General features: G+C 34.6%; 17 protein-coding genes, 1 pseudogene and 3 riboswitches. Of the genes and pseudogenes, 1 reads left to right on the top strand and 17 read right to left on the bottom strand.

What is annotated here, in order from left to right:
• Positions 1-65 precede the first annotated feature (65 nt).
• The 12 genes from BWGOE10_RS02055 to BWGOE10_RS02000 all read right to left on the bottom strand — a co-directional run bounded on the left by BWGOE10_RS02055 (position 66) and on the right by BWGOE10_RS02000 (position 13,076).
• On the bottom strand, positions 66-647 hold the full coding sequence (locus tag BWGOE10_RS02055) for a TetR/AcrR family transcriptional regulator (RefSeq protein WP_070140727.1): 582 nt from the start codon (positions 645-647) through the stop codon (positions 66-68).
• 80 nt (positions 648-727) lie between these two features.
• Positions 728-871 (bottom strand): histidine kinase, encoded by a 144-nt coding sequence (locus BWGOE10_RS02050; RefSeq protein WP_070140736.1) that lies wholly within the window; start codon positions 869-871, stop codon positions 728-730.
• A gap of 116 nt (positions 872-987) precedes the next feature.
• Positions 988-1,236 (bottom strand): hypothetical protein, encoded by a 249-nt coding sequence (locus BWGOE10_RS02045; protein WP_070140726.1) that lies wholly within the window; start codon positions 1,234-1,236, stop codon positions 988-990.
• A 13-nt stretch (positions 1,237-1,249) separates the two neighbouring features.
• Entirely contained in the window at positions 1,250-1,564 is a 315-nt protein-coding gene (locus tag BWGOE10_RS02040) for a thioredoxin family protein (RefSeq protein ID WP_070140725.1), read from the bottom strand.
• Positions 1,565-1,574: 10 nt separating this feature from the next.
• Positions 1,575-1,946 (bottom strand): DnaJ family domain-containing protein, encoded by a 372-nt coding sequence (locus BWGOE10_RS02035; protein WP_070140724.1) that lies wholly within the window; start codon positions 1,944-1,946, stop codon positions 1,575-1,577.
• A gap of 619 nt (positions 1,947-2,565) precedes the next feature.
• Entirely contained in the window at positions 2,566-4,098 is a 1,533-nt protein-coding gene (locus BWGOE10_RS02030; RefSeq protein WP_070140723.1) for an ABC-F family ATP-binding cassette domain-containing protein, read from the bottom strand.
• A 443-nt stretch (positions 4,099-4,541) separates the two neighbouring features.
• On the bottom strand, positions 4,542-5,291 hold the full coding sequence (locus BWGOE10_RS02025) for an ABC transporter ATP-binding protein (protein ID WP_070140722.1): 750 nt from the start codon (positions 5,289-5,291) through the stop codon (positions 4,542-4,544).
• Entirely contained in the window at positions 5,288-6,286 is a 999-nt protein-coding gene (locus BWGOE10_RS02020; protein ID WP_070140721.1) for an ABC transporter substrate-binding protein, read from the bottom strand. The genes BWGOE10_RS02025 and BWGOE10_RS02020 overlap by 4 nt, the downstream gene beginning before the upstream one ends.
• On the bottom strand, positions 6,283-7,056 hold the full coding sequence (locus BWGOE10_RS02015; protein ID WP_070140720.1) for an ABC transporter permease: 774 nt from the start codon (positions 7,054-7,056) through the stop codon (positions 6,283-6,285). The genes BWGOE10_RS02020 and BWGOE10_RS02015 overlap by 4 nt, the downstream gene beginning before the upstream one ends.
• Entirely contained in the window at positions 7,028-7,348 is a 321-nt protein-coding gene (locus BWGOE10_RS02010) for an MTH1187 family thiamine-binding protein (protein ID WP_000082898.1), read from the bottom strand. The genes BWGOE10_RS02015 and BWGOE10_RS02010 overlap by 29 nt, the downstream gene beginning before the upstream one ends.
• A gap of 101 nt (positions 7,349-7,449) precedes the next feature.
• Positions 7,450-7,551, bottom strand: a riboswitch (TPP riboswitch).
• Between the two features lie 51 nt (positions 7,552-7,602).
• Positions 7,603-11,175: a non-ribosomal peptide synthetase gene (locus BWGOE10_RS02005; protein WP_410254627.1), complete on the bottom strand. Its 3,573-nt coding sequence runs from the start codon at positions 11,173-11,175 to the stop codon at positions 7,603-7,605.
• A 161-nt stretch (positions 11,176-11,336) separates the two neighbouring features.
• Complete coding sequence (locus BWGOE10_RS02000) at positions 11,337-13,076, bottom strand: methyl-accepting chemotaxis protein (RefSeq protein ID WP_070140719.1); 1,740 nt, start codon at positions 13,074-13,076, stop codon at positions 11,337-11,339.
• A gap of 141 nt (positions 13,077-13,217) precedes the next feature.
• Positions 13,218-13,302: riboswitch (cyclic di-GMP riboswitch) on the bottom strand.
• 282 nt (positions 13,303-13,584) lie between these two features.
• Here BWGOE10_RS02000 and BWGOE10_RS01995 point away from each other — a divergent pair.
• A complete protein-coding gene (locus tag BWGOE10_RS01995) occupies positions 13,585-14,898 on the top strand; it encodes an anaerobic C4-dicarboxylate transporter family protein (RefSeq protein WP_002113643.1) in 1,314 nt (437 codons plus the stop codon).
• A gap of 191 nt (positions 14,899-15,089) precedes the next feature.
• Here BWGOE10_RS01995 and thiE read toward each other — a convergent pair whose 3' ends face one another.
• The 5 genes and pseudogenes from thiE to BWGOE10_RS01975 all read right to left on the bottom strand — a co-directional run bounded on the left by thiE (position 15,090) and on the right by BWGOE10_RS01975 (position 21,355).
• Positions 15,090-15,749, bottom strand: coding sequence for a thiamine phosphate synthase (gene thiE / locus BWGOE10_RS01990; RefSeq protein WP_070140718.1), 660 nt, complete (start codon positions 15,747-15,749; stop codon positions 15,090-15,092).
• A 13-nt stretch (positions 15,750-15,762) separates the two neighbouring features.
• Complete coding sequence (gene thiM / locus BWGOE10_RS01985; RefSeq protein ID WP_070140717.1) at positions 15,763-16,572, bottom strand: hydroxyethylthiazole kinase; 810 nt, start codon at positions 16,570-16,572, stop codon at positions 15,763-15,765.
• Between the two features lie 72 nt (positions 16,573-16,644).
• A riboswitch (TPP riboswitch) is annotated at positions 16,645-16,757 on the bottom strand.
• 121 nt (positions 16,758-16,878) lie between these two features.
• Positions 16,879-17,034, bottom strand: a pseudogene (locus tag BWGOE10_RS29425) (IS3 family transposase); the annotation flags it as partial.
• A gap of 401 nt (positions 17,035-17,435) precedes the next feature.
• Positions 17,436-19,625 carry a DNA topoisomerase III gene (locus BWGOE10_RS01980; RefSeq protein ID WP_070140716.1) on the bottom strand — a complete coding sequence of 730 codons (2,190 nt, stop codon included), beginning with the start codon at positions 19,623-19,625 and terminating at the stop codon, positions 17,436-17,438.
• Positions 19,626-20,527: 902 nt separating this feature from the next.
• A complete protein-coding gene (locus BWGOE10_RS01975) occupies positions 20,528-21,355 on the bottom strand; it encodes a glycosyltransferase family 2 protein (RefSeq protein ID WP_070140715.1) in 828 nt (275 codons plus the stop codon).
• Positions 21,356-22,102 lie beyond the last annotated feature (747 nt).

Raw genomic sequence — 22,102 nt, 5'->3', positions numbered from 1 at the left:
TCATTCCTCCTTTTTTAAACCGACCGTTCAGTCTAATTTATTTTGTAAGAAAAGCCACTGACTTATTATTCAGCTGCCATCCCTTTTAACAATACATCTATTGCCTTTTTATAAATTCGTTTTAGCTCTTGATAATCTAACTCATAGTAAAGTACTCCAAGCCCTGATAATAACCCATTCACAATATACATGAGATCGCGAGTATTATCTTCACGGAACTCTCCAGACTTTATGCCTGTTTCAATTAATTTCTCAAAAATAACATACGATTCTCTAGTTAGAGCTAACATTTCATCTAAAATCTCTTTACTTACAACTTGGCTCATAGAAAATTCTTCTACTGCACTAGAAATAGGTTGCTGTATGTCCTCTACATAATATTCTGCGAGACCATATAATTTTTCAATATTAGTAACATACAACTTCTCTTTTTCATTCCATTTCTCAAGCCAATCATACGTATGCTGTTTCACTACAAATAAAAATAATTCTTCTTTACTTTTAAAGTGATAATAAATACTTCCTTTACTTCGCCCAGTAATTTCACAAATATCTTCCATAGATGTAGCTGCATAACCTTTTTGTGAAAACAAACTTTCTGCTTTATATGCAATTTCTTTCTTTATCTCTTCTGCACTTCTTCTCATATTCACACCTCACTAAACCGACCATTCAGTCTAATAATAACAAATGAAAAACCTCTATCGCAAGAGGCTATATCCCTTATTTAAGAAAATGTATTTTCAAACCAAACTCGACTGAAATGTATTGCTCCAAATTCAAGCCCGGTTTTAACAAGAAATACACCCCCAGCAACTAATAAGAATAATGCCACTTTCCCTTTTTTTACTTTCGGTTCCCTTCCCCTTATTACATATACATGATACCAGCTAAACAAATGTTTGTTTAGCTGGTATCATGTATATGTAAGCCAACTAATCAAACGTTTGTTTAAAAAGAAATACGCCTATATAAGGCGTATTATCATCAATCCCCGCCACCACCGCAGCTACCTCCACTATCTCCTCCAAAAGATCCTCCGCAATCATGCGAACCGCCATCATGTGAACTATCACTATCAGATCCAGCAAAGAAAAATAGTGGTGATGAACTGTTAGACGTACTATGTGTATTACTCTTTTTAGTAAGATTTACTCTTCGTTTATTTGATTTAACTGATGCTGCAATCATCCAAATTAAAACACAAAATAGTAATGCCGCTATAAGAAACCCCATATAAAAACCTCCCTTATTTTTCTAATAACTGAAGTACTCTCTCAATATTTTCAAGCGAAATAAAGCGCGATTCACGAAGGATCTCTTTTCCATTATGAAATAATAAAATTGTCGGCCCTGTAAATACCGCATATCGCCCTGCAATCTCTTGCATGTCTTGTAGTAATATTTCTACTTTCTCTACGTAATCATAATTCTCTAATACGTAATTTACTTTCCGTAACATAACATCACAAACGCCACAATTCTCCGTTTTAATAAATAGAAGTACTAATTGTTGTTCTTCAATATATGTTGCTAATTCTTCTATCGTTTCAAATTTACTCATCTTATCCCTCTTAACGTAATTTACGAAATACTTTATCTTGATACATACGAAATGCTGAACTATCTTTAACCTTTCTCTTTTCCATTACCTGCTGAAAGCGCAGCATTTTTACCGTTAACTCTTCTTGTAATTTTTTTCTCTCTGCCTCATCATAACAACAAGCGATTAAATCCTCTATTTTCAATATATCTTTTTGCATTTCCATTTCTGGTGGAATCATTCCTGCATTTTTCAAGATTTTATAACTCATTCTTAATTCTGGAGGTACCATTGAAAGATCTTCTAATTGTAGTGGTTTTCCTTTTCCCGGAATGTTATCAAGATCACCATTCCGTATTGCTTGACGAATTTTTTCCTCAGCAATGTTCAAAAACACATCCACACTATCCCCTCCTTTACATATTTTTACTATTATTTTACATGAAATTTCATCATCCTGCTACGTCATTCAAAAGATTGACTTCCAATTTTGTACGCTAAAATTTGTAGTAAAACAAATAATTATTATGAAATTACTAATGTATAAAAAAACGGTGATATCCCTTCTCGTAAATCCATTACAATCGATGACGAAAGCACAAGAACCCCTGCCAAACTTCTAATTTTTCAAAAAATCAAAAACAAATATTATAATAACCTATTATAATTATATTTAGTTTTTAATATGAATTTCATGTGAAGTTTATCTGAATTTCACATGAATTTCCTTTAAGTTCTATTGTCTTCCCATACTAATCACATTATCCTTTACATATAGGAATCATTTTTATTCCATTTCAAACTATCTATATATATAAAGAAAGATAGTAGCCTGTTAGGGAAAGGCATCTAGTATTATTATAAATATAACCAAAGAAAAAGCACTCTTATGGTACGCTTATAAGCGCACCATAAGAGTGCTTTTTCTTACAATTCTCTCGTAAGAGTTCTTGAAAATCATGTTAATCACAAAGAAAAGGCATTAGCTCATAAAAGCTAATGCCTTTTCTTTATGATTATTGTTAAACGTTCCATTCTTCTATATTCCATATTTTCGTTATCCATGCTTCATAGAAAGATGGCTCATGTGAAACAATTAAAACCGTACCTTTATATTGTTTTAACGCTTCCTGTAAAGCCGTCTTAGTCTCTGCATCCAAATGGTTAGTTGGTTCGTCTAAAACTAAAACATTGCTTTTAGTTACGATAAGTTCGCATAACCGTACTTTTGTTTGTTCTCCTCCACTTAATAACTGAATAGGTTTTAATATATGTTCTTCTTTCAATCCGCACTTTGCTAATACTTGTCGGATTTCTTTTCTTGTCATGTCTGGTCTTCCTGCCCATACTCTCTCTAGTGCAGTTATTTCTGAGGAAAATTCCTCTTGTGCAAAATAAGCGGGTTTTACTCGTTCCCCAACAGAAACTGAGCCGCTTAACGGTTTTATTTGTCCTAGTAATGTTTTTAACATTGTTGTTTTTCCAATCCCATTATGACCAATAATTGCAATCTTTTCCCCTTTTTTCACTTGAAGATCCAATTCTGGAAATAAAGGTTCACCATAACCAATTTTTAGTTTCTCTACCTGTAATATACGACTCACTGGCTCAGTATAAACATTAAAATCAAAACGAGCACGAGGTACAGTGTTAACCTTTTCAACCTTCTGCATTTTCTCTAATACTTTTTCACGACTTTTTGCTTGTTTCGCTTTACGAATTTTATTTTTTTGAATAAAACTCTCTAAATGTGCAATTTCCTTTTGCTGTTTCGTATATGCTGCTTGTAATTGTTTCTTTTGCAGTTCATAATTACGCAGAAAACTATTGTAATCACCTACATAGCGATTAATTGCGCGCTCCTCTAGATGATAAATAACATTCGTAATATTGTTCAAAAATACCTCATCATGCGAAATGATAATATAAGCTTTTTCATACATTTGTAAATATGATTGTAACCATTCTATATGCACTGTATCTAAATAGTTTGTTGGCTCATCTAATAATAAAACATCCGCTTTCTCTAAAAGGAGTTTCCCAAGTAACAACTTTGTCCGTTGACCACCACTTAACTTTGAAACATCCTTTTCCATTCCTACTTCAAACAAGCCTAAGCCGGTTGCTACTTCCTCAATCTTTGTATGAATTTGATAAAAATTAGAATTCTCCAATATAGTTTGTAACTCGCCATACCTTACTAACAATTTTCCTACTTCTCCTGCTCCAGCCATCTCTTCTGTAAGTTTTAACATTTCACGTTCCAACTCATATAGGTTAGCAAACGCACTTTGCAAGTATTCTTCAATTGTTATGCCTTCTTGTAAATCTATATGCTGTTGCAAAAAACCAATCTTCACATGTGGAAACCATTCAATTTTTCCATCATCATGTATAAGTTCTCCTGTTAACAAGCGTAATAATGTTGATTTTCCAATTCCATTTTTCCCTACTAGCCCAACATGTTCGCCCTTTAATAATCGAAAGCACGTATTATATAAAATGGTTTTCTCACCATATGAATGACTTACATTTTCTACTGTTAATATACTCATCTTTTCTCTCTCCTTTTCTTATGATCCATAAGCTAAATAGAGAGAACAACAGTATAAAGCCTTATTTAGTTATACATATAAAAATGGGTAAGGTGAATACACCTTACCCATTACATATTATCGTAAAAAAGGATTAAGGTTCTTTACCTGCTGTCTTCAATTTAGCTTATTTGTTAAAATGGGCAGACTTCTCCCGTATCAAGCTAAAACCATTTGAAGAACAGTTGATAAAGTCATTTTATCCTTTCACTCCTTTAACATTTGTTATATTAAGAGTATAAACTACTCTGTTATATTCTATTCTCTATTTTTTCTTTTGTTCCTTCTTCAAGATTATCAGCTGTCAATGAATCCACTATTTCTCCTATAGATTTCATCTTTCTCCTCCTATATAAAAAAGCCTCTTAACAGCAATTATACCAAAAACTGTTAAAAGACCCTTTCTATTTTTTCATATAAGGAGCTAATACTCTTAAAATTTCTTCCTTATCCTTCTTTAACTCAAGAGATGTTAACATATCCATCGTTCGCGGCCTAGGTAATTCCACTTGTACCTCGCCAACTATTGATGCTGGTCTTTGAGATAAAATAAATACGCGATCAGAAAGTAAAATTGCCTCATCTAAGTCATGTGTAACCATAACAATTGTTTGCTTTTCTTGATGCCAAGAATTTAAAAGCCAACTGTGTACTTCCATTTTTGTAAATGCATCTAATTTTCCAAAAGGCTCATCCAGCAGCATAATTGGCTTTTCACATAAATATGTGCGAAGGAAACTAATTCTTTGACGCATTCCACCTGATAACTCATCTGGATAATGACCTGCATATTCATCTAGCTCAAATTGCTTTAATGCTTCCATTCCTTCTGTCAGCCTTTGTTTTTTAGGCTTCCCTTCGATTTCCAATGGAAGAACGATATTTTGCAAAGCCGATCGCCACGGTAGTAATAAATCTTGTTGAGGCATATAACTAACAACATCTTGTTTTTTTACATACTCCTCGTTATAAAACACTTCTCCACTCGTTGGCTCTTCAACACTTGCAATCATATTTAATAATGTACTTTTTCCACAACCACTCGGACCTACAAAAGAGACAAACTCTCCCTCTTGTATAGAAGCACTAATATTTGCTAATACATTCTTTCCATCGAAAGCTTTTACAATATCTTTTATTTGTAATCCACTCATTTTTCACTTGGAAGGAATTCATTTGTAAAGGCATCTTTTACATCGATTTTCTTTTTAATAACTTTGTTGTCATATAAGAAATTCATGTAATTTGTCCAAATCTCTTCCTTCTGTACTCCCCACGCTTTTGCATCATCTTGATACTTTGTACTTAACCACTTTTGGCTTTCTTGTACTAATTCTTTATTCACATCTGGAACAGCTTTAATTAAAATATCCGCAGCTTCTTTCGGTTCTTTAATTGCAAAATCATAACCTTCTGTCGTTGCCGTCATAAACTTTTTCACAAAATCTTTATCTTGCTTCGTATGTTTTTCACTTGTAATAATAACAGGACTATAGAAATCAAGCGCTGGATCTAAGTCTTTCACCATAATTGTATTTAACTCTTTTCCTTGACGCTTCGCTTCAATTCCATCCCATCCATAATAAATCCATTCAAAGTCTGCATCACGACCGATTGATTTAAAGAAATCTGTTTGTCCAAGAATAATTTTTTCAACTTTATTAAAATCAGCTTGATGTTTCTCCATAATCGTCTTTAACGTCGCTTCTTCTGCTGGTCCCCCCCAGCCGCCGTAACGTTTACCTTCAAAATCTTTTGGTGACGTCATATTATCTTTTTTAAGTGATGCAAAAGCTGAAGTGTTATGCTGGATAATCGCTCCTACAGATACAACAGGAATACCTTCAACACGAGCTAACGTTACATTTTCTTGTGCACTTATTGCAAAATCAGCTTTTCCTGAAGCTATCATTTGTTCCGCTGTAACATTATCACCTGGTTGAATAATTTCTACATCTAATCCTTGTTTTTTATAATAATCTTTCGTCTTCGCTACGTATAAACCAGTATGGTTTGTATTAGGGAACCAATCTAAAACGACTTTCACTTTCTTTTCTTTGCTTGTATTCTCTTCTTTCTTCGCCGTATTACATCCGGCAACACCAACTGCTAATAATGCAGCTAACATAATTTTTAAACCTTTTTTCATTTTCTGCCGCCCTTTCTGTATATCCATGGTGCTGTTATTCTTGCCATAAATTCAACAATAAAGTACAGCAATAGTGTCACCATGACGATAATTGCTGCAACACCAAATACTCGAGCCGTTAAAAAGGATTTTGTTGCTCTTGTAAGCATAACTCCTAATCCTTCACTGGCACCAAGCCATTCCCCAATAATCGCTCCCATCACACTATATGTAACAGCAATTTTTAAACCTGAGAAAAAGTACGGGAGCACTGCTGGAAATTTTACTTTCTGATAAATTTGCCACTTTGTCGCCTTCATCGTTTGTAACAACTTCAGCATATTTTTATCTACCGTTTGGAAACCCTCTAAAATGCTAAGCGCAATTGGGAAGAAACAAACAAGAATAACAACCATTACTTTTGGCAACATCCCGTATCCAAACCAAATAATAAATAATGGTGCGAGCACAACGATTGGAATTGTTTGCGAAATAACGAGCAACGGATTCATTAAAATCCGAAATAAAGGGATGACATCCATAATGATAGCAATACTAGTCCCAAGTAAAATTGCAAAAAACAACCCAATTATTACTTCCTTTAACGTTTGCACTGTATTCGGTAATAGTAAATCTTTCATTCCAATTAACTCTTGCACAATTGCAGACGGCTTCGGTAAAATCCACGGCTCAATTTTAAATAATGAAACAGATCCTTCCCATATAGCAATGAGAAGGATAAGCCAAATTGTTGTGATTATTTTAGATCGCTTCTGGTTTTGCATATTCATCACGGTACTTCCAAACTTTTTCGTCAATCGTTACGCCTGTACTTGGACGATAGTGAATTTTAATAGAAGTGATTACTTCTTCTGCTCCAGCATCGACGCAAGCTTGTTGCGCGCGTTTAATAACGTCAAGAAGTACATCTAATTCTCCTTCCAACGTTGTTTCCATTGCCCCTACTTCATAACGAACTCCCGACTGTTGTACAACTTCAATTGCTTTATCAACAACGGAATACACATCTTTGTTCTTCGCTTGTGGTACTACTGAAAATGAAATTGTAACTTGTTGTGACATAATAAAATCCCCCTTACAAAATATGTTTTCAAAAAAAGAAAAGGCTTTCCTACCATGTAGGAAAGCCCTGTATACAAGTTATTCTATAATAACTTATGCTACATCACTTTAAAGTAACTCCCTACGCTGGCATTATCCAGATCAGGTTGAGGGTCGATGTATACTTACATCCTCTCAGCCAATTGGCTCCCCGGTTCTTAATTCGTTTTCATTGTAGCATGATTTATTTTATTGAACAAACAAAAGCGTACATATCATTTCATTATTTTTGGAAAATATCCAACTTCTGCACCATGAGCTAATAACTGCTGAATAAATTCTTTATTAATCGCTGGCACTACCAGTTCTTTTTTCTTAATCCATTCATTTGTTCTACGCGTACCCATAACAATTTCAGATTGCTGCGCTCCATCTCCTGCAACTTGAGAAGCAATTAGCTCTGCTATTACTTCATTTCCCTTCGCTAATTCGAGTCCATCATCTACATATTGCGAAAGCGGAACCATTTCAAGATTATATCCACATTCCTCAATTAGTTGTACAAAATGTTCAAATTCAAATTGATGTGGATGACAAATATGTAACGTCTCTCCTACAATTTGAGGATCTTGTAAATACGATACAATCGACTTACTAGCAAAATCAATTGGTGTAAAGTCAATTTTCCACTTCACGTTTGGTGCCTTTCCGATTAGCAGCATTGTTTTAATAAGACGATAAAATGCATTTCCTTCAATATTTCGTTGGAACGAACCCGTTTCTGAATGACATGCTAAATTACCCGCACGATATATATTCCCGTGCAAACCACATTTCATCGCTTCACGAACAAGATTTTCAGCCTGTAGTTTACTATTAGAATACACATTTTCTAACTCTACATCATAGTTAAAATCACTTGTTTCGGCATATATATCCCATTGCTCCATCGCTAATTCTATCGGAATACCAATTGTTGAAATAAAGTGGAATGTCGCGCCTTCTTCAGTTAGCGCTAGCATACGACTTGTCCCTTGCACATTTACATTTTCAAACTGGGCTACATCTCCGAAGTGTCTTACATCTGCACCACAATGAATTACCTTATCAACCTTGGAACGAATTAATCTAAATTCTTCTTCACCCATACCAAGATATTCTTCCCCAAGATCACCAGAAACAGCCTGTATACGCTGTAACCACTCTTCACATATATCATTAAAGTAGCTTGCTAATGTATCGATAATTCTTTGTTTTACATCTTCTGTCGGTCTGACTAAACAATAAACAGTAGCAGGTGTCTCTCTCAGCAATTCATACAATATATGTGATCCCAAATAACCGGTAGCTCCCGTTAAGAATACATTTGAAATGTATGTTTCTTTCTTAACATTTGTATAAGTAATATTCTTTGGCTCATGAATAACTTTATACTCGCCGAACACTTCTTCTGCCTCTATTTTTATTTCCCTCTCAATTCTAGCTAATCCGTATATCGTTCTCTCTTTAAAGAAATCTTGAATTGTTAAATGTGGAAAATCTTCTTTTAATACTGTTAAAACTCTCAATACTTTTAATGAATGTCCACCAATTGTAAAGAAATCATCATGCACACCAATCTTTGAGATTCCTAATACATCAATCCAAGCTTTCGCTATTCTTTCTTCAACTTCATTAGACGGTGCAATATATTCTTGTAGACGAACTGGCTCATACTCTTCTTCCAGTTGCGCTAACCTCTTAACATCAACCTTTTTATTTGGTGTAAGTGGTAATTCATTAATATAAATTAATTTAGATGGGACCATATAATCTGGTAACTGCTCTCTCAAATCATGCATTAAATCTACCATAGCGACTTCATTCACAGTTGTATAGAAAGCAACTAAATAATGGCTACCTTCTTCACTTCTCTTCGTAAATACAACAGCCTCTTTTATCATTTCATGCTTTGCAATTGTGTTTTGAATTTCACCTAATTCAATTCGGTGCCCTCTGATTTTCACTTGATTGTCTTTACGATGTAGAAATTCAATATTTCCATCTTCCAATATTTTAACAATATCACTGGTTTTATATATTTCACTATTGTAATTTAAAGGGTGTGAAATAAACACTTCTTCTGTTTTTTCTGGTTTATTAAAGTAACCTTTCGCTAACCCTACTGATTCTATATATAATTCTCCTGGAATACCAATCGGACAAACTTTCATATTTTCATTTAAAATCCAAACTTTATAATTATCTGCTGGCTTCCCAATTGGAATACTAGCAAGTTTGTCATTTAACTCAGCTGGAATTGGATACGTCGTTGTTGTAATCGTACATTCTGTTGGACCATATGCATTGTTTAGTTGAATATGGTTACTAATTCTCTCACGCCATAAATTCACTACCTCAGCAGTAAGCATTTCTCCACCAACTGCAATCCTCTTTAATGAATCTAGCTTATATTTACTTTCGTTCGGAAGGTATGTCGCTACTTGTTGCAAGAAAATTGTAGCTAAACCTAAAATAGACGTTGCCTTCGCTTCATAGATCGCACTTGTAAACGCATCAACTGAAAGTCTTTGCTCATCCAATAAAACATATACATTTCCACCGCAGAATAATGACGCAAACAACTCCCAAATAGATGCGTCGAAACTAAATGACGGGAACTGCGCAAAAATATCTTCTTCAGTTAATTCATAATGTCTTTGCATCCATGTACATAAATTAACTACCCCGCGATGTGCCAGCATTGTTCCTTTCGGGTTTCCTGTAGAACCTGATGTGTAGATCATATATGCAATATCATCAAGATGAATTGACAATTTCACATCTGCATCTGAAAATTTTTCAATATCGTAAAGAGACAACTCTCGAATGCCTTCATACGGAATTTTTGTTTCTTTTGTTAGCACTAATTTCGATTGGCTATCCTCAATAATATACTGCACCCGATTGGCAGGATAATCTGGATCGATTGGAATATACGCAGCGCCTGCTTTTAAAACCGCTAATAAACTTACTACCGTATCAATACTTCGTTTCATGAAGATACCAACATAATCACCTTGCTTCACTCCATTATGTAATAACATATGAGCGATTTGATTACTCTTTTTATTTAGTTGTTCATATGTTAATGTTCCTTCTACTGAAGACAAAGCTATACGATTTGAAAACTTTGTTACTGTTTCATAAAACATATGTGCAATGCTCTTATTTGGATATGCCACTTCTGTACAATTTATTTCTTCATATACTGCTAATTCTTCGTCTGTAATAATATCCATATCTACAACAAATAGTTTTCCGTCTGCAATTCCTTGTTGTAATACGTGCTCAATTTGATTTATATAGCGCATGGCTGTTTTTTCTTCCAATTGCATTTCGTTATAATAAATCTCATAACAATTGCTGTTTAATGCTATAAAATTTAACTGACTGCTTATATTTTCTTTTCCTACTGTAATTGCAGGTTTACCCCATTTTTTCTCATCATATTGTAATAATATCCTTTGTACTTCTTCCATGCTTTCTAACTGTACAATTTGGTCATTAATTTCTATCCTTAACTCTTCATAAGAAAGTTCATTTGAAATTGTAATACATAACGGATAACTACTCTGTCCCATGTAATAAGGAATCACAATACATTTTTCATTACTCACATGATGTAACCAAACAAAAGTAGCTACTATTATATCTAATTTACTGTGTTCAATCGCTTGTAGATCCTTAATTTTCATTTGCTTATATTCGTTTACTTGAAAATCTTTCGGTATCATAAGCGGTTTATAACTTTGTTGCAAAAACTGTTCATATCTCTCCAAATATGAACGCTTTAAGAAAATACTCATACTGAATCCTCTCGCTCTCCATAAAATAAGTGAACCTTTAATCAGTGGAGGATGTTCATCCCCCGCTGATTAAAATTACACTTAAATATCTTTAAATTCAAATATAATACTATTAATTAGAAATATAAGGTGTAGATTATATCTACACCTTATACTTATTATTAACTTTTAAACTCTCCAATTAACTCTTGTAATTCCTGCGAAAGCCAACTTAAAGAAGTAGCTAATTCTGCTATATCCTGCACGGACATTTCCTGCTCCTTCATACTCTCTTCAATATTACTACTACTATTCGCATACGTATTTGCAATATGTGATAGCTCATTTACAACTTGAACAATATTTTGGCTGTTTTGTAAAATATCACTTGAGTTGCTAGAAACAGCTCTAACTTGATTTGTAACAGATTGTGCTGACTTTGAAATTTTCTCAAAGAAGGCACCACTACTTTGAACAAGTACAATTCCAGACTCTACTTCTTTTGAGCCTTTCTGCATCGAGACTACCGCATCTTCTGCTTCAGATTGTGTTTCTCCTATTAATTTAGCTATGTCTTTTGCTGATGCTTCCGTTTTCTCTGCTAATTTACGAACTTCATCGGCAACAACTGCAAATCCTCGCCCAGCTGCCCCAGCACGCGATGCTTCAATGGAAGCATTCAAAGCTAGTAAGTTCGTTTGATTTGAAATACCTGTAATTACAGTTACAATGTCACTTATTTCTTTTGATCTTGTTTCCAACGAATAAATGATAGAAGATAAATCTTGTACTGCATTTTGGATTAAACTCATTTGATTAATGATTTGTTCAATAACACCATTTCCTTCTATTGAATGGTGCTCCATACCTTCAGATGCGGTTGCCACTTGCTTGGCAGCACTAGTTATCTCTTCCATCTTATTTTCCATTTCGTGTACAATCCCTAAGCACTGTTGTACTGAAGATTCTTGCGACTGCGCTCCTGCTCTTAAACCTACCATAGAGCTTGCAATCTCTTGAACTGCCATACTATTTTCTTCTGTACTTGCCGATAATTCCTGTGAAGAAGTGGATACCTGCTCTGCAGTTTGCTTCACTTTATCTATAATTCCCTTAAATTTTTCAATTGTATTATTGAAATAAACATTGATTATACCAATATCATCTGGTCTTTCTTCCAACTTAATGCTTAAGTCTCCTTCACCCACTTTGCGCAAACCTTCTCGCAAATCTCGCAAAGGAGCAAGTGAATTACGAACAATCAAGAATTGAATAACAGTCGCAATTAAGAGCGAAATACAAATAAATAGTAAACCTTGCATAGTAAATTTTTTCTTTGTAATAGGAATAATAGAAGCATCTATATCAGCCGCTACAATTGCGACAATATTTTTCTCTCCGTCTGTGATTGGTTCTAATATTGTCACCCATGAACCTAATTCATCTTCATATACTTCCGTCATTTGTGCTTTTTTCGTATCCATTACTTTATCGTATGCCTTCATCCAATGAACTGGTTGTTCATAATAGTCTCCTGGTTTTACCGGGACAGCATTTGCTAACTCTGTAGTCAAACCGACAACTTGTAGTTCCGCTTTTTTATTTGGTTTTGCTCCTACAACATACGTTTGTCCAACACTTTTCAATTCTTCTGTAACTTCATCTAATTGCTCAGTTAATATCGCTTTCTTCTCTTTTTGCGCCGTAGGATCTTTCGCGACATCTCTTACTACTTCTGCATCTAATTTATGTAATACCGCATCTCCTGTTTCAATAGACTGTCTTTCAAATAAAGACATCATACTATTTTGAAACATGTTGAAACTTAACGCCCCCATACTACAAACAAGCGTTAAAATAACTAATACAGTTAACAATACATTTTTTTGAAGAAACGATAGCTTATGCCAATATTTTTTCATTAACATCACCTTTCTAAATTCGCTCAATATGAAGTGAAAATATCCAAATATAAAAACATTAAGTTGATAATATTTCTCAAATATAGATAAAAATAAAAAAAAGACCAATGAAAAAGCATTGGTCAAGACCAACCCTATCCGTCCGGTAACTGGCTAGCATAGTCGTTTGACCTTAGCCCCTGTAGTTTTGCGTCCTCATGTTTCCATCAGTTTGCCTTTCTCGCTGAACGAGTTGAACGATATGGGAGTTCTATGAGAATTAAAATATTCTCTTTCAAAGATTACAACATAAAAATTAAAATGTCCACTTATTTAGAGATGTAAATATAAAGTTTTAATGTATTATTTTTTCGAAATAATTTAACAAAATAAGTGAATGTTACATTTCTTGTGTTATATAATAAAAAACGTATATAACACAAGGATTATTCCGGATATTTATTTAATTTTCATTCAAATTAAACTATTCGAATATATCTTAACTTACGAATTCCGGAGGTAGTTTATCATGTTTTGGCTACAATTTCTTACGTTACTACTCTGCATTTTTATTGGTGCACGCTTAGGCGGAGTTGGTCTAGGAGTAATGGGTGGCGTTGGTATGGCAATACTTGTTTTCGTATTCCACTTACAACCTACAGCTCCTCCTATTGATGTAATGCTTATGATTTTAGCAGTAATTACAGCTGCCGGTGCTTTGCAAGCTGCTGGAGGAATGGATTACCTTGTCCACCTTGCTGAGAAAGCATTACGAAAAAATCCAAAGCGTATTACATTTTTCGCTCCTATTGTTACTTATTTATTCACGCTATGCGCGGGAACTGGTCATGTCGCTTATTCTGTACTTCCCGTTATCGCCGAAGTATCTCGCGAATCAGGAATTAGACCTGAACGACCAATGTCAATTGCCGTTATCGCTTCCCAGCAGGCAATTACAGCTAGTCCAATATCGGCTGCAACAGTTGCACTTTTAGCAATGTTAGCCGACTATAAAATCACCTTGTTAGATATTTTAAAAGTCAGTATCCCTTCTACTTTCATTGCTTGTATGGTAGCTGCATTCGTTGCTAGTAAAATGGGAAAAGAACTAAATGAAGACCCTGAATACTTGAAGCGATTAAAAGAGGGAATGATCCCTAAACTTGAAGAGAAAAAAGAATTTGTAGGTTCAAAAGGCGCGAAATTATCAGTTATCCTTTTCCTAGTCGCAACTTTCCTTGTTGTACTTCTCGGTTCGTTTGAAACACTTCGTCCAGGATGGATGGTTGATGGGAAATTAGTTCGTCTGTCAATGCCAAACACAATTGAAATGGTCATGTTAACCATTGCTGCTCTTATTATTATTTTCTGTAAACCAAATGTGGAAAGCATTGTAACTGGTAACGTCTTTAAAGCAGGCGCAACAGCAGTTGTTGCTATTTTTGGTATCGCTTGGATGGGAGATACTTTCTTCAACGGAAACTTAAATATAATTCAAGGATCAATTCAACACTTAGTGACAAGTGCACCATGGCTATTTGCTATTGCACTATTCATTCTATCTATTTTACTGTATAGCCAAGCAGCAACAGTTCGTGCTTTAGTGCCACTTGGACTATCACTTGGTATTCCGCCGGCATTACTTATTGCAATGTTCCCTGCAGTAAATGGATACTTCTTCATTCCAAACTATGGAACAATCGTTGCTGCCATTAACTTTGACCGTACTGGTACAACAGGCATCGGTAAATATGTATTAAATCATAGCTTTATGATTCCGGGCCTAATTGCAACATTCACTTCTATCGGAATTGGAATGCTCTTAATTTCAATTATGTTTTAAACAAAAGCACAAACCTACAATTCTAAAGGGTTTGTGCTTTTTTAATCAAACGTTTGTTTAAATAAAGTGAAGCTTTAATCAGTGGGAATTTTGTTCATCCCTCACTGATTATTAGCCCTCACCAATCGGACCTTTACGGGCAGCAGGGCTCCCACAAATAGCAGGATAAACGAAACAACCATTTTGCGACTCTACAAACTCTTATTTACTTCCTCAGCTAATTTCTTCGTACTTTCATACGCAGATTCTGCTAAGCTAATCGCTGAAATAACTGAAACACCATCCGCTCCCGCTTCTATAACAGAAGCAGTATTTTCAATTGTAATCCCACCAATCCCAACGATCGGTATTGTAATCTCTTGTTCCCTAAAATACTTTAGACCTTTCGTTCCTTGAACCGCTTTCGTATCTTTTTTCGTACTCGTCGGGAAAATTGGACCAACTCCTAAATAATCGGCTCCATTTTCAATCGCCCAGCGTGCTTCTTCAATTGTATGTGTAGATACTCCAATAATTTTATCTCCCATTTTTTTACGAACAGATGTAATTCCTTCATCATCTTGTCCAACATGCACGCCATCTGCATCTAACTCAAGGGCTAGTTCCACATCATCATTTACGAGGAATGGTACACCGTACTCCTTGCAAAGTGCTTGTAGTTCTTTCGCAAAATCAATACGTTTCTCTCCCGTTAAAGCCCCTTCTCCCTTTTCACGAAATTGAAAAATTGTTATACCACCTTCTAGTGCATCTCTCAATACTTGTAGTGGCTCCTTCGTACAATTGTTACTTCCCATAATAAAATATACTGGTAGTAATTTAGCCATTTCATTCATTGTAATACGCGACATCTAGTTCCCCTCCTTACTGTATAACCTCAATCTTCCCATACTTCTCAATATCACCTGAAGTTGTATTCGCCAACTGATTTAAAAATCCAATTTGGAAGCTTCCTGGTCCATTCTCTACTGTTTTCAAAGCCGCTATTTCTGCTGCTACTCCATAGAATGTTAATGCGGCTACTGCTGCCTTTACATAATCCTTTTCTACCGCTACAAATGCTCCTATTACAGAAGTTAATAAACAACCTGTCCCAGTAACTTTGGTTAAAATAGGATGACCATTTCGAATAAGAATAGTTCGCTCTCCATCTGTAACAACATCTTCTTCTCCAGTAATTACCGCAACTGTATTTAATTCATCCGCTGCCTGTTTTGCAATATTTACAACATTACCATTTCCAGTACCAGCGTCTACACCTTTAATTTCCCATTTCTCATTAATAACATTAGCAATTTCAGCTGCATTTCCGCGGATAACAGCTAAATCGATTTCAGCTGGAATATATCTCGCAACTTCTGTTCGATAAGAAGTTGCTCCTGCCCCAACTGGATCAAACAATACCGGTACATTATTCGTATTTGCTGATTTACCAGCAAGTAACATCGCTTCTACCTCTTCAGGACGAAGTGTACCCATATTAAATACAAGAGCTCCAGCAATGCTAGCCATTTCTGCTACTTCTTCTTTTGCATACGCCATTACAGGCGATGCTCCTAATGCTAACAATCCGTTTGCTGTAAAATTTGTTACAACAACATTTGTAATATTATGAACGAGCGGATTAGATTCTCTCACCAAATCCACTACTTTACTAATTTCTTTCATATTCATCCTTTTCATCTCCTAACTATAGTGATGGGAGATACACAAAAAGGCACTTTGCGCGTACGCAAAGTGCCTGAACATGTGCTTTTACACTCTCCCTACGCTGGCATTATCCAACAGGTTCAAATGGTCAATGACGGACTAGTAGTCATACTCTCAGTTTGCATCCACAAACTCCCATGTGTTTATTATTCATCTACTTCAAAGTCTACTCTTATTCTAGTAAAATAACAAGTTCTTTACTTTTCCATATAAAAAGAGTGATAGGAATCTCATAATCTGTACCCTTTGTAAAGGACATTTTGAAAAAAGTTAGGCAACATCAAGAAGATGATTTCTGTATCCAACAGGAGTCATCTTTTTTAAATTCCATTGATATCTATAGTGATTATAGTACGTCATATATTTCTTAATCTCTTGTTTCAACTCAGTAAAAGACTCGCAAGGTTTTATATGTGCTTCATCTTTCCCCCTCGTCTATTTATAGAATGATAGAGATCATAACTCTCCTGGTTCAACCATTCTTCGCCTTTATATAATAAAAATGAAATTCATTTACAATGTCAATGAATACACCTTAAAATCTGACATTTATATAGATCTTTTATCTATATAAGTAAAACTCTCACCGGTATATTTCATCACAAATAACTCAAACCTTCAGCAAGACGTCAACAAGATGAAAATACTGAAAGAGAAAGTTCGCGAAATTTTTCAAGTTATTCGAAAGTTATTACCTAAAGATAAATTACAATTGAATCTTTAGAAAAACTTATATCACTTTTTTTAAACTGATTTTCACTGTTTAACCTTAATATAAAAAAAGAATTGCCCATCAAAATTTTAGATGGACAATTCTTTATATTAATTTAATCAAATTTTAATTTCTTTAATGCTTCTGCGAATGGGTTATTTAATGGTTCTTCTTCTTTGTTCTGTTGTTTCATATATTTTTGAACGTCGCGCTTATCAGCTTTGTTTCCAGATTCTTTTTTACGTCTTTCTTGGAATGTGGAAAGTTTTTCACGATAACCACATTTACATGCGAAAATTTGGCCAGCGCCTTCACCGCGTAATTCTAGTTTCTTCTTACATTGCGGGCAACGAGCATTTGTTGTACGAGATACATTTTTACGATGACCACACTCACGGTCTTGGCATACGAGCATTTTCCCTTTTTTGCCGTTTACTTCTAGCATTGGTTTACCGCAGTCTGGGCAAGACTTCGTTGAAATGTTGTCGTGTTTATATTTTTTATCGCTCGATTTAATTTCAGCAACAATTTCCTTCGTATAGTTCTTCATTTCTGAAATGAATACTTCTTTTTTTAACTTACCCTTTGCAATCGCTTCAAGCTTTTGCTCCCATTCACCAGTTAATGTAGGAGATTTTAGTTCTTCTGGCACTAAATCAAGTAACTGACGGCCTTTTGAAGTAATATGAATATCTTTACCACGTTTTTCAAGTAAGAATGAATTGAATAGCTTGTCGATAATGTCAGCTCGTGTAGCTACAGTACCTAATCCACCAGTTGATTTTAACGTGTCAGCAAGTTGTTTATTTTGCGTATCCATGTATTTTGTTGGGTTTTCCATCGCCGAAAGTAATGTTGCTTCATTAAAGCGTGCAGGTGCTTTCGTTTGACCTGACGTTTGGGCGATTAGTTTTACGTTTAATGTATCGCCTTTTTCGATGCGAGGTAAGATTTGTTCTTTCAAATCGGCTGCTGCATCGTCATCTTCAAATCGATTCGCATATACTTCTTTCCAACCCGAATTTAAAATTGTTTTGCCACGTGCAATGAACGTTTCGTCACCAATTTTTGTGCGTAATGTTAGTTGTTCATACTCAAAGGCTGGGAATAAAACGGCCAAGAAACGTTTTACAACTAAATCATAAATTTTACGTTCTTTATCTGTGAAAGCTGAGAAATTCACATAGCTTTCTGTAGGGATAATCGCGTGATGATCGCTTACTTTACTATCATCAACAAATGATTTATTAGATTTTACAGGTTTCTGCAATACTTTATGTGCTAAAGGACGGTATTCTCCTACGCCACACGCCTTCAGACGTTCGGGAAGCGTTCCGACAATATCAGATGAAATATAGCGTGAATCTGTACGAGGGTACGTTAAAACTTTATGCTGTTCATATAATTTTTGCATAATGTTTAATGTTTCTTTTGCAGAGTAACCAAAGATTTTATTCGCATCACGTTGTAGTTCTGTTAAATCATAAAGACCAGGAGCGAATGATTTTTTCTGCTGTTTCTCAATTTCAACGACAGTCGCGTTTTGTTTATCCAGCTTTCTCACAATCGTATCGATCTTCTCTTTATTAAAGTTACGGCCATTGCCTTTTGCATCTTGCCAAGTCAATTTTAACTTGTCCGTTGTTTGAGCTTCGATACCGTAGTATGTTTGAGCTTTAAAGTTTTTAATTTCGTCTTCACGACCTGCAATGATAGCTACAGTAGGTGTTTGTACACGACCACAATTTAGTTGGGCATTGAATTTTGTTGTTAATGCACGAGTTGCATTTAAGCCAATATACCAATCTGCTTCAGAACGGGCAACAGCTGAGGCGTATAAATTTTCATAAGATTTACCTGGTTTTAAATTGTTAAAACCATCTTTAATTGCCTTGTCTGTTACAGAAGAAATCCATAAACGTTTAATCGGTTTATTCACTTTTGCCTTTTCAATTATCCAACGTGCAACTAATTCACCTTCTCTCCCTGCATCAGTCGCCACAACTATCTCATTAACATCATTTCGAGTAAGTTGATGTTTCACAGCATTAAACTGTTTTCCAGTTTGCTTCATAACAACTAATTTCATACGTTCTGGAAGCATTGGAAGATCTTCAAGATTCCATGTTTTATACTTATTATCATAAGTCTCAGGATCTGCAAGCGTCACTAAATGCCCAAGAGCCCAAGTCACGATGTATTTGTCACCTTCTAAAAATCCATTACCTTTTTTTGTACACTTTAATACTTTTGCTATATCACGTGCAACTGATGGTTTCTCAGCAATTACTACACTCTTTACCATTTATTCAAACTCCTTTACTAACTATATACCGTTTAATATACCACAGTTTTCAAGAAGAGCAGTAAGGATCACCTTCTATTTGGCAGTCATAATTGACATAGCTTGTTTAAGAATCTCTACTTCTTATCTCAATTTGTTATTCTCTCTATAAACCTCATTAAATCGATTTGGAGTAACTATCACTTGCTGTTTTGAATATAACTTAATTCATTTTAAATAGAAGTAGAAGATATTTTATATTCAATGCTTAAATCCGTAACTGTCTTAGACCGCTTTTTAACTGGAGTCGATGCATCAACCATCCAAGCATTATTGGAGAAAACATTAGATGAAATCATCATTCCTTTTGAAGGGGAGTTATGTAGGGCTTGCATTAAATTTAATAAAAACGAAGTCGCACAATCTAATTAAGTATCCAATAAAAAAAACTCCATTTTGAATAAAGTTTGATCAAAATGGAGTCAAGCCTTCTAGTAAAGTGTGAGATTTTGTAAGGAAACAATTAGACAATCAAACATATAATATATTAAAACTATATGATAAATTGGAACTGTTATACAATCATCAGATCAACACAATTACTTTTAATTTGAATGGTTTGAATGATGGTATTCTAAATATAAGACGGTTGGTATCATTAGAGAATATTCATACAAAGTGGACGACCTTGGAATCTAAATTAGCATATCTTATTCAAGATATAAAAGATACTTCAGATATAAATGGGGTATTTATTACAGAGGGTATGAGTGTAATCAGTTCTGCTGCAAATAAATGAAATATTCCACTAGAACCAGGTAAAGGGCTTGTGACTTTAACCCTAGGAGTCTCAAGATAGAAATCTTCCCTTTTTTCATATAGTATTTTTCACACCCGAATCTCAAGGGATTGATAGTAACACATCATTCTTTCCGCACAGTCAACCCGTTATTTTCTTTATAATTTTTCAATCCAATTAGATCCGATTGACGGTAAATATGATACGCTGGATAATGTGTATCCACATATAATTCTAATCCTATGGCCATGGCACGTATGCAAAAATGTCGATCTTCCCCCCAAAATGATACATTAGGAATTTCTTTGAAACACACACCAGATTGTATTGCTTTTTGGCTAATTAAGGTGCATGCTCCAAGTCCCCCTACTTTATATATCCCTGGCTGTCTTAACATATTCAAAAACTCTTCGTCTTTTGCTATTTCTTCTTCTCTAGTTAATATTGTTTTCCCCTCTTTTTTATAAAAAGTATATACATCCGTCATCCATACTTGCGGCATTTCTCTACTATTAGCTGCCCATTTAGTCCAAAAAATATTTGAAATAATGTCCTTTTTTGATTCAATCAATTGCTGTAAAGTGTTTGGATGAAGAATCAAATCAGAATCGATTAAAAATAAATAATCATACTGATTTGCTTTTGCATAATCAATTATTTTATCCTTCATTTCAGCTACTTTCCAAACTTGATTTACGGGCCAATAATGAGTGTTTTCATCCTTATAATAAGATTCTGGGGGGAGATTTTGGTCTTGTAAAATAGTAACGTCTGTATTATTGCTATAAAATTGATTCAATATGTTTTTGGACGATAGGTCCTCGTTGTCATCAAAAAAGATATAATGCACAACAAAGTTTTCTGTGTTTAATTCTGTTAATGAAAAGAGAAATTCATTCAAAATAGAAGGGGATTGATGAATAGGGCTTCCAATTATTATTCTTTTTTTCATTGTAATCCTCCTTGTTATCAAATAAATCATTGTTTTTTATAATTTATATGGTTCCGGTGCAAAAAATGACATCTAAATTAGGTTACAGCTAACAGCTAACAACTTTCATCTTCCGCTTTAGGTAACAACATACTTCAAAGAAATGAATAAATTCCAAAAAGAGAACAATCATTTATAATCTGATGGATCAGATCACGAACCGTATCACTACCTCACTTAAAATGGACGTTTCAGACCTCCATATTTTTAAGGAAAAAGTCTTCTGTCGGAAAATGATAAATTCTAAAAAAGTCTAAATATTAATAAAAATGATGTCATTACTTTTTAGCCGTTTGTATATATTTGTTAAAGATATGGAAGGCATCTTAATATGATTTTTTGCCAAAAGACTTTAGTTAACATTCCAAACCGCATACGTATTATAGGTGTAAGTAACCTTGATATGTCTGTGGTCATCGTAGAAGAACATAGATAAATAAGCTACATATTATTAAGTTCTTTGAACAGTAGCAGAAGAAATATGAACTTGAGTTGATCATTTAAGGAAACATTTTCGAATACCCAATAAGTTCAGATTGTTTACCTATTATGTGATAGATCATTTTAATGACTTTATACGCAATGGCAATAAGTGCTTTCTTTTTACCCCTTCGTGTGGCAAGAGACCTATACTTTCTTGATAACCATGTATGACGCGTTCTCGAAATCACTCATGCTACTTCACAAAGCATAGATCGAATGTGTGGG

Origin of the sequence: Bacillus mycoides, from assembly GCF_001757995.1 — a bacterium.
Taxonomy (GTDB): Bacteria; Bacillota; Bacilli; order Bacillales; family Bacillaceae_G; genus Bacillus_A; species Bacillus_A mycoides_B.
This window is presented reverse-complemented; position numbering and strand designations above follow the sequence as displayed.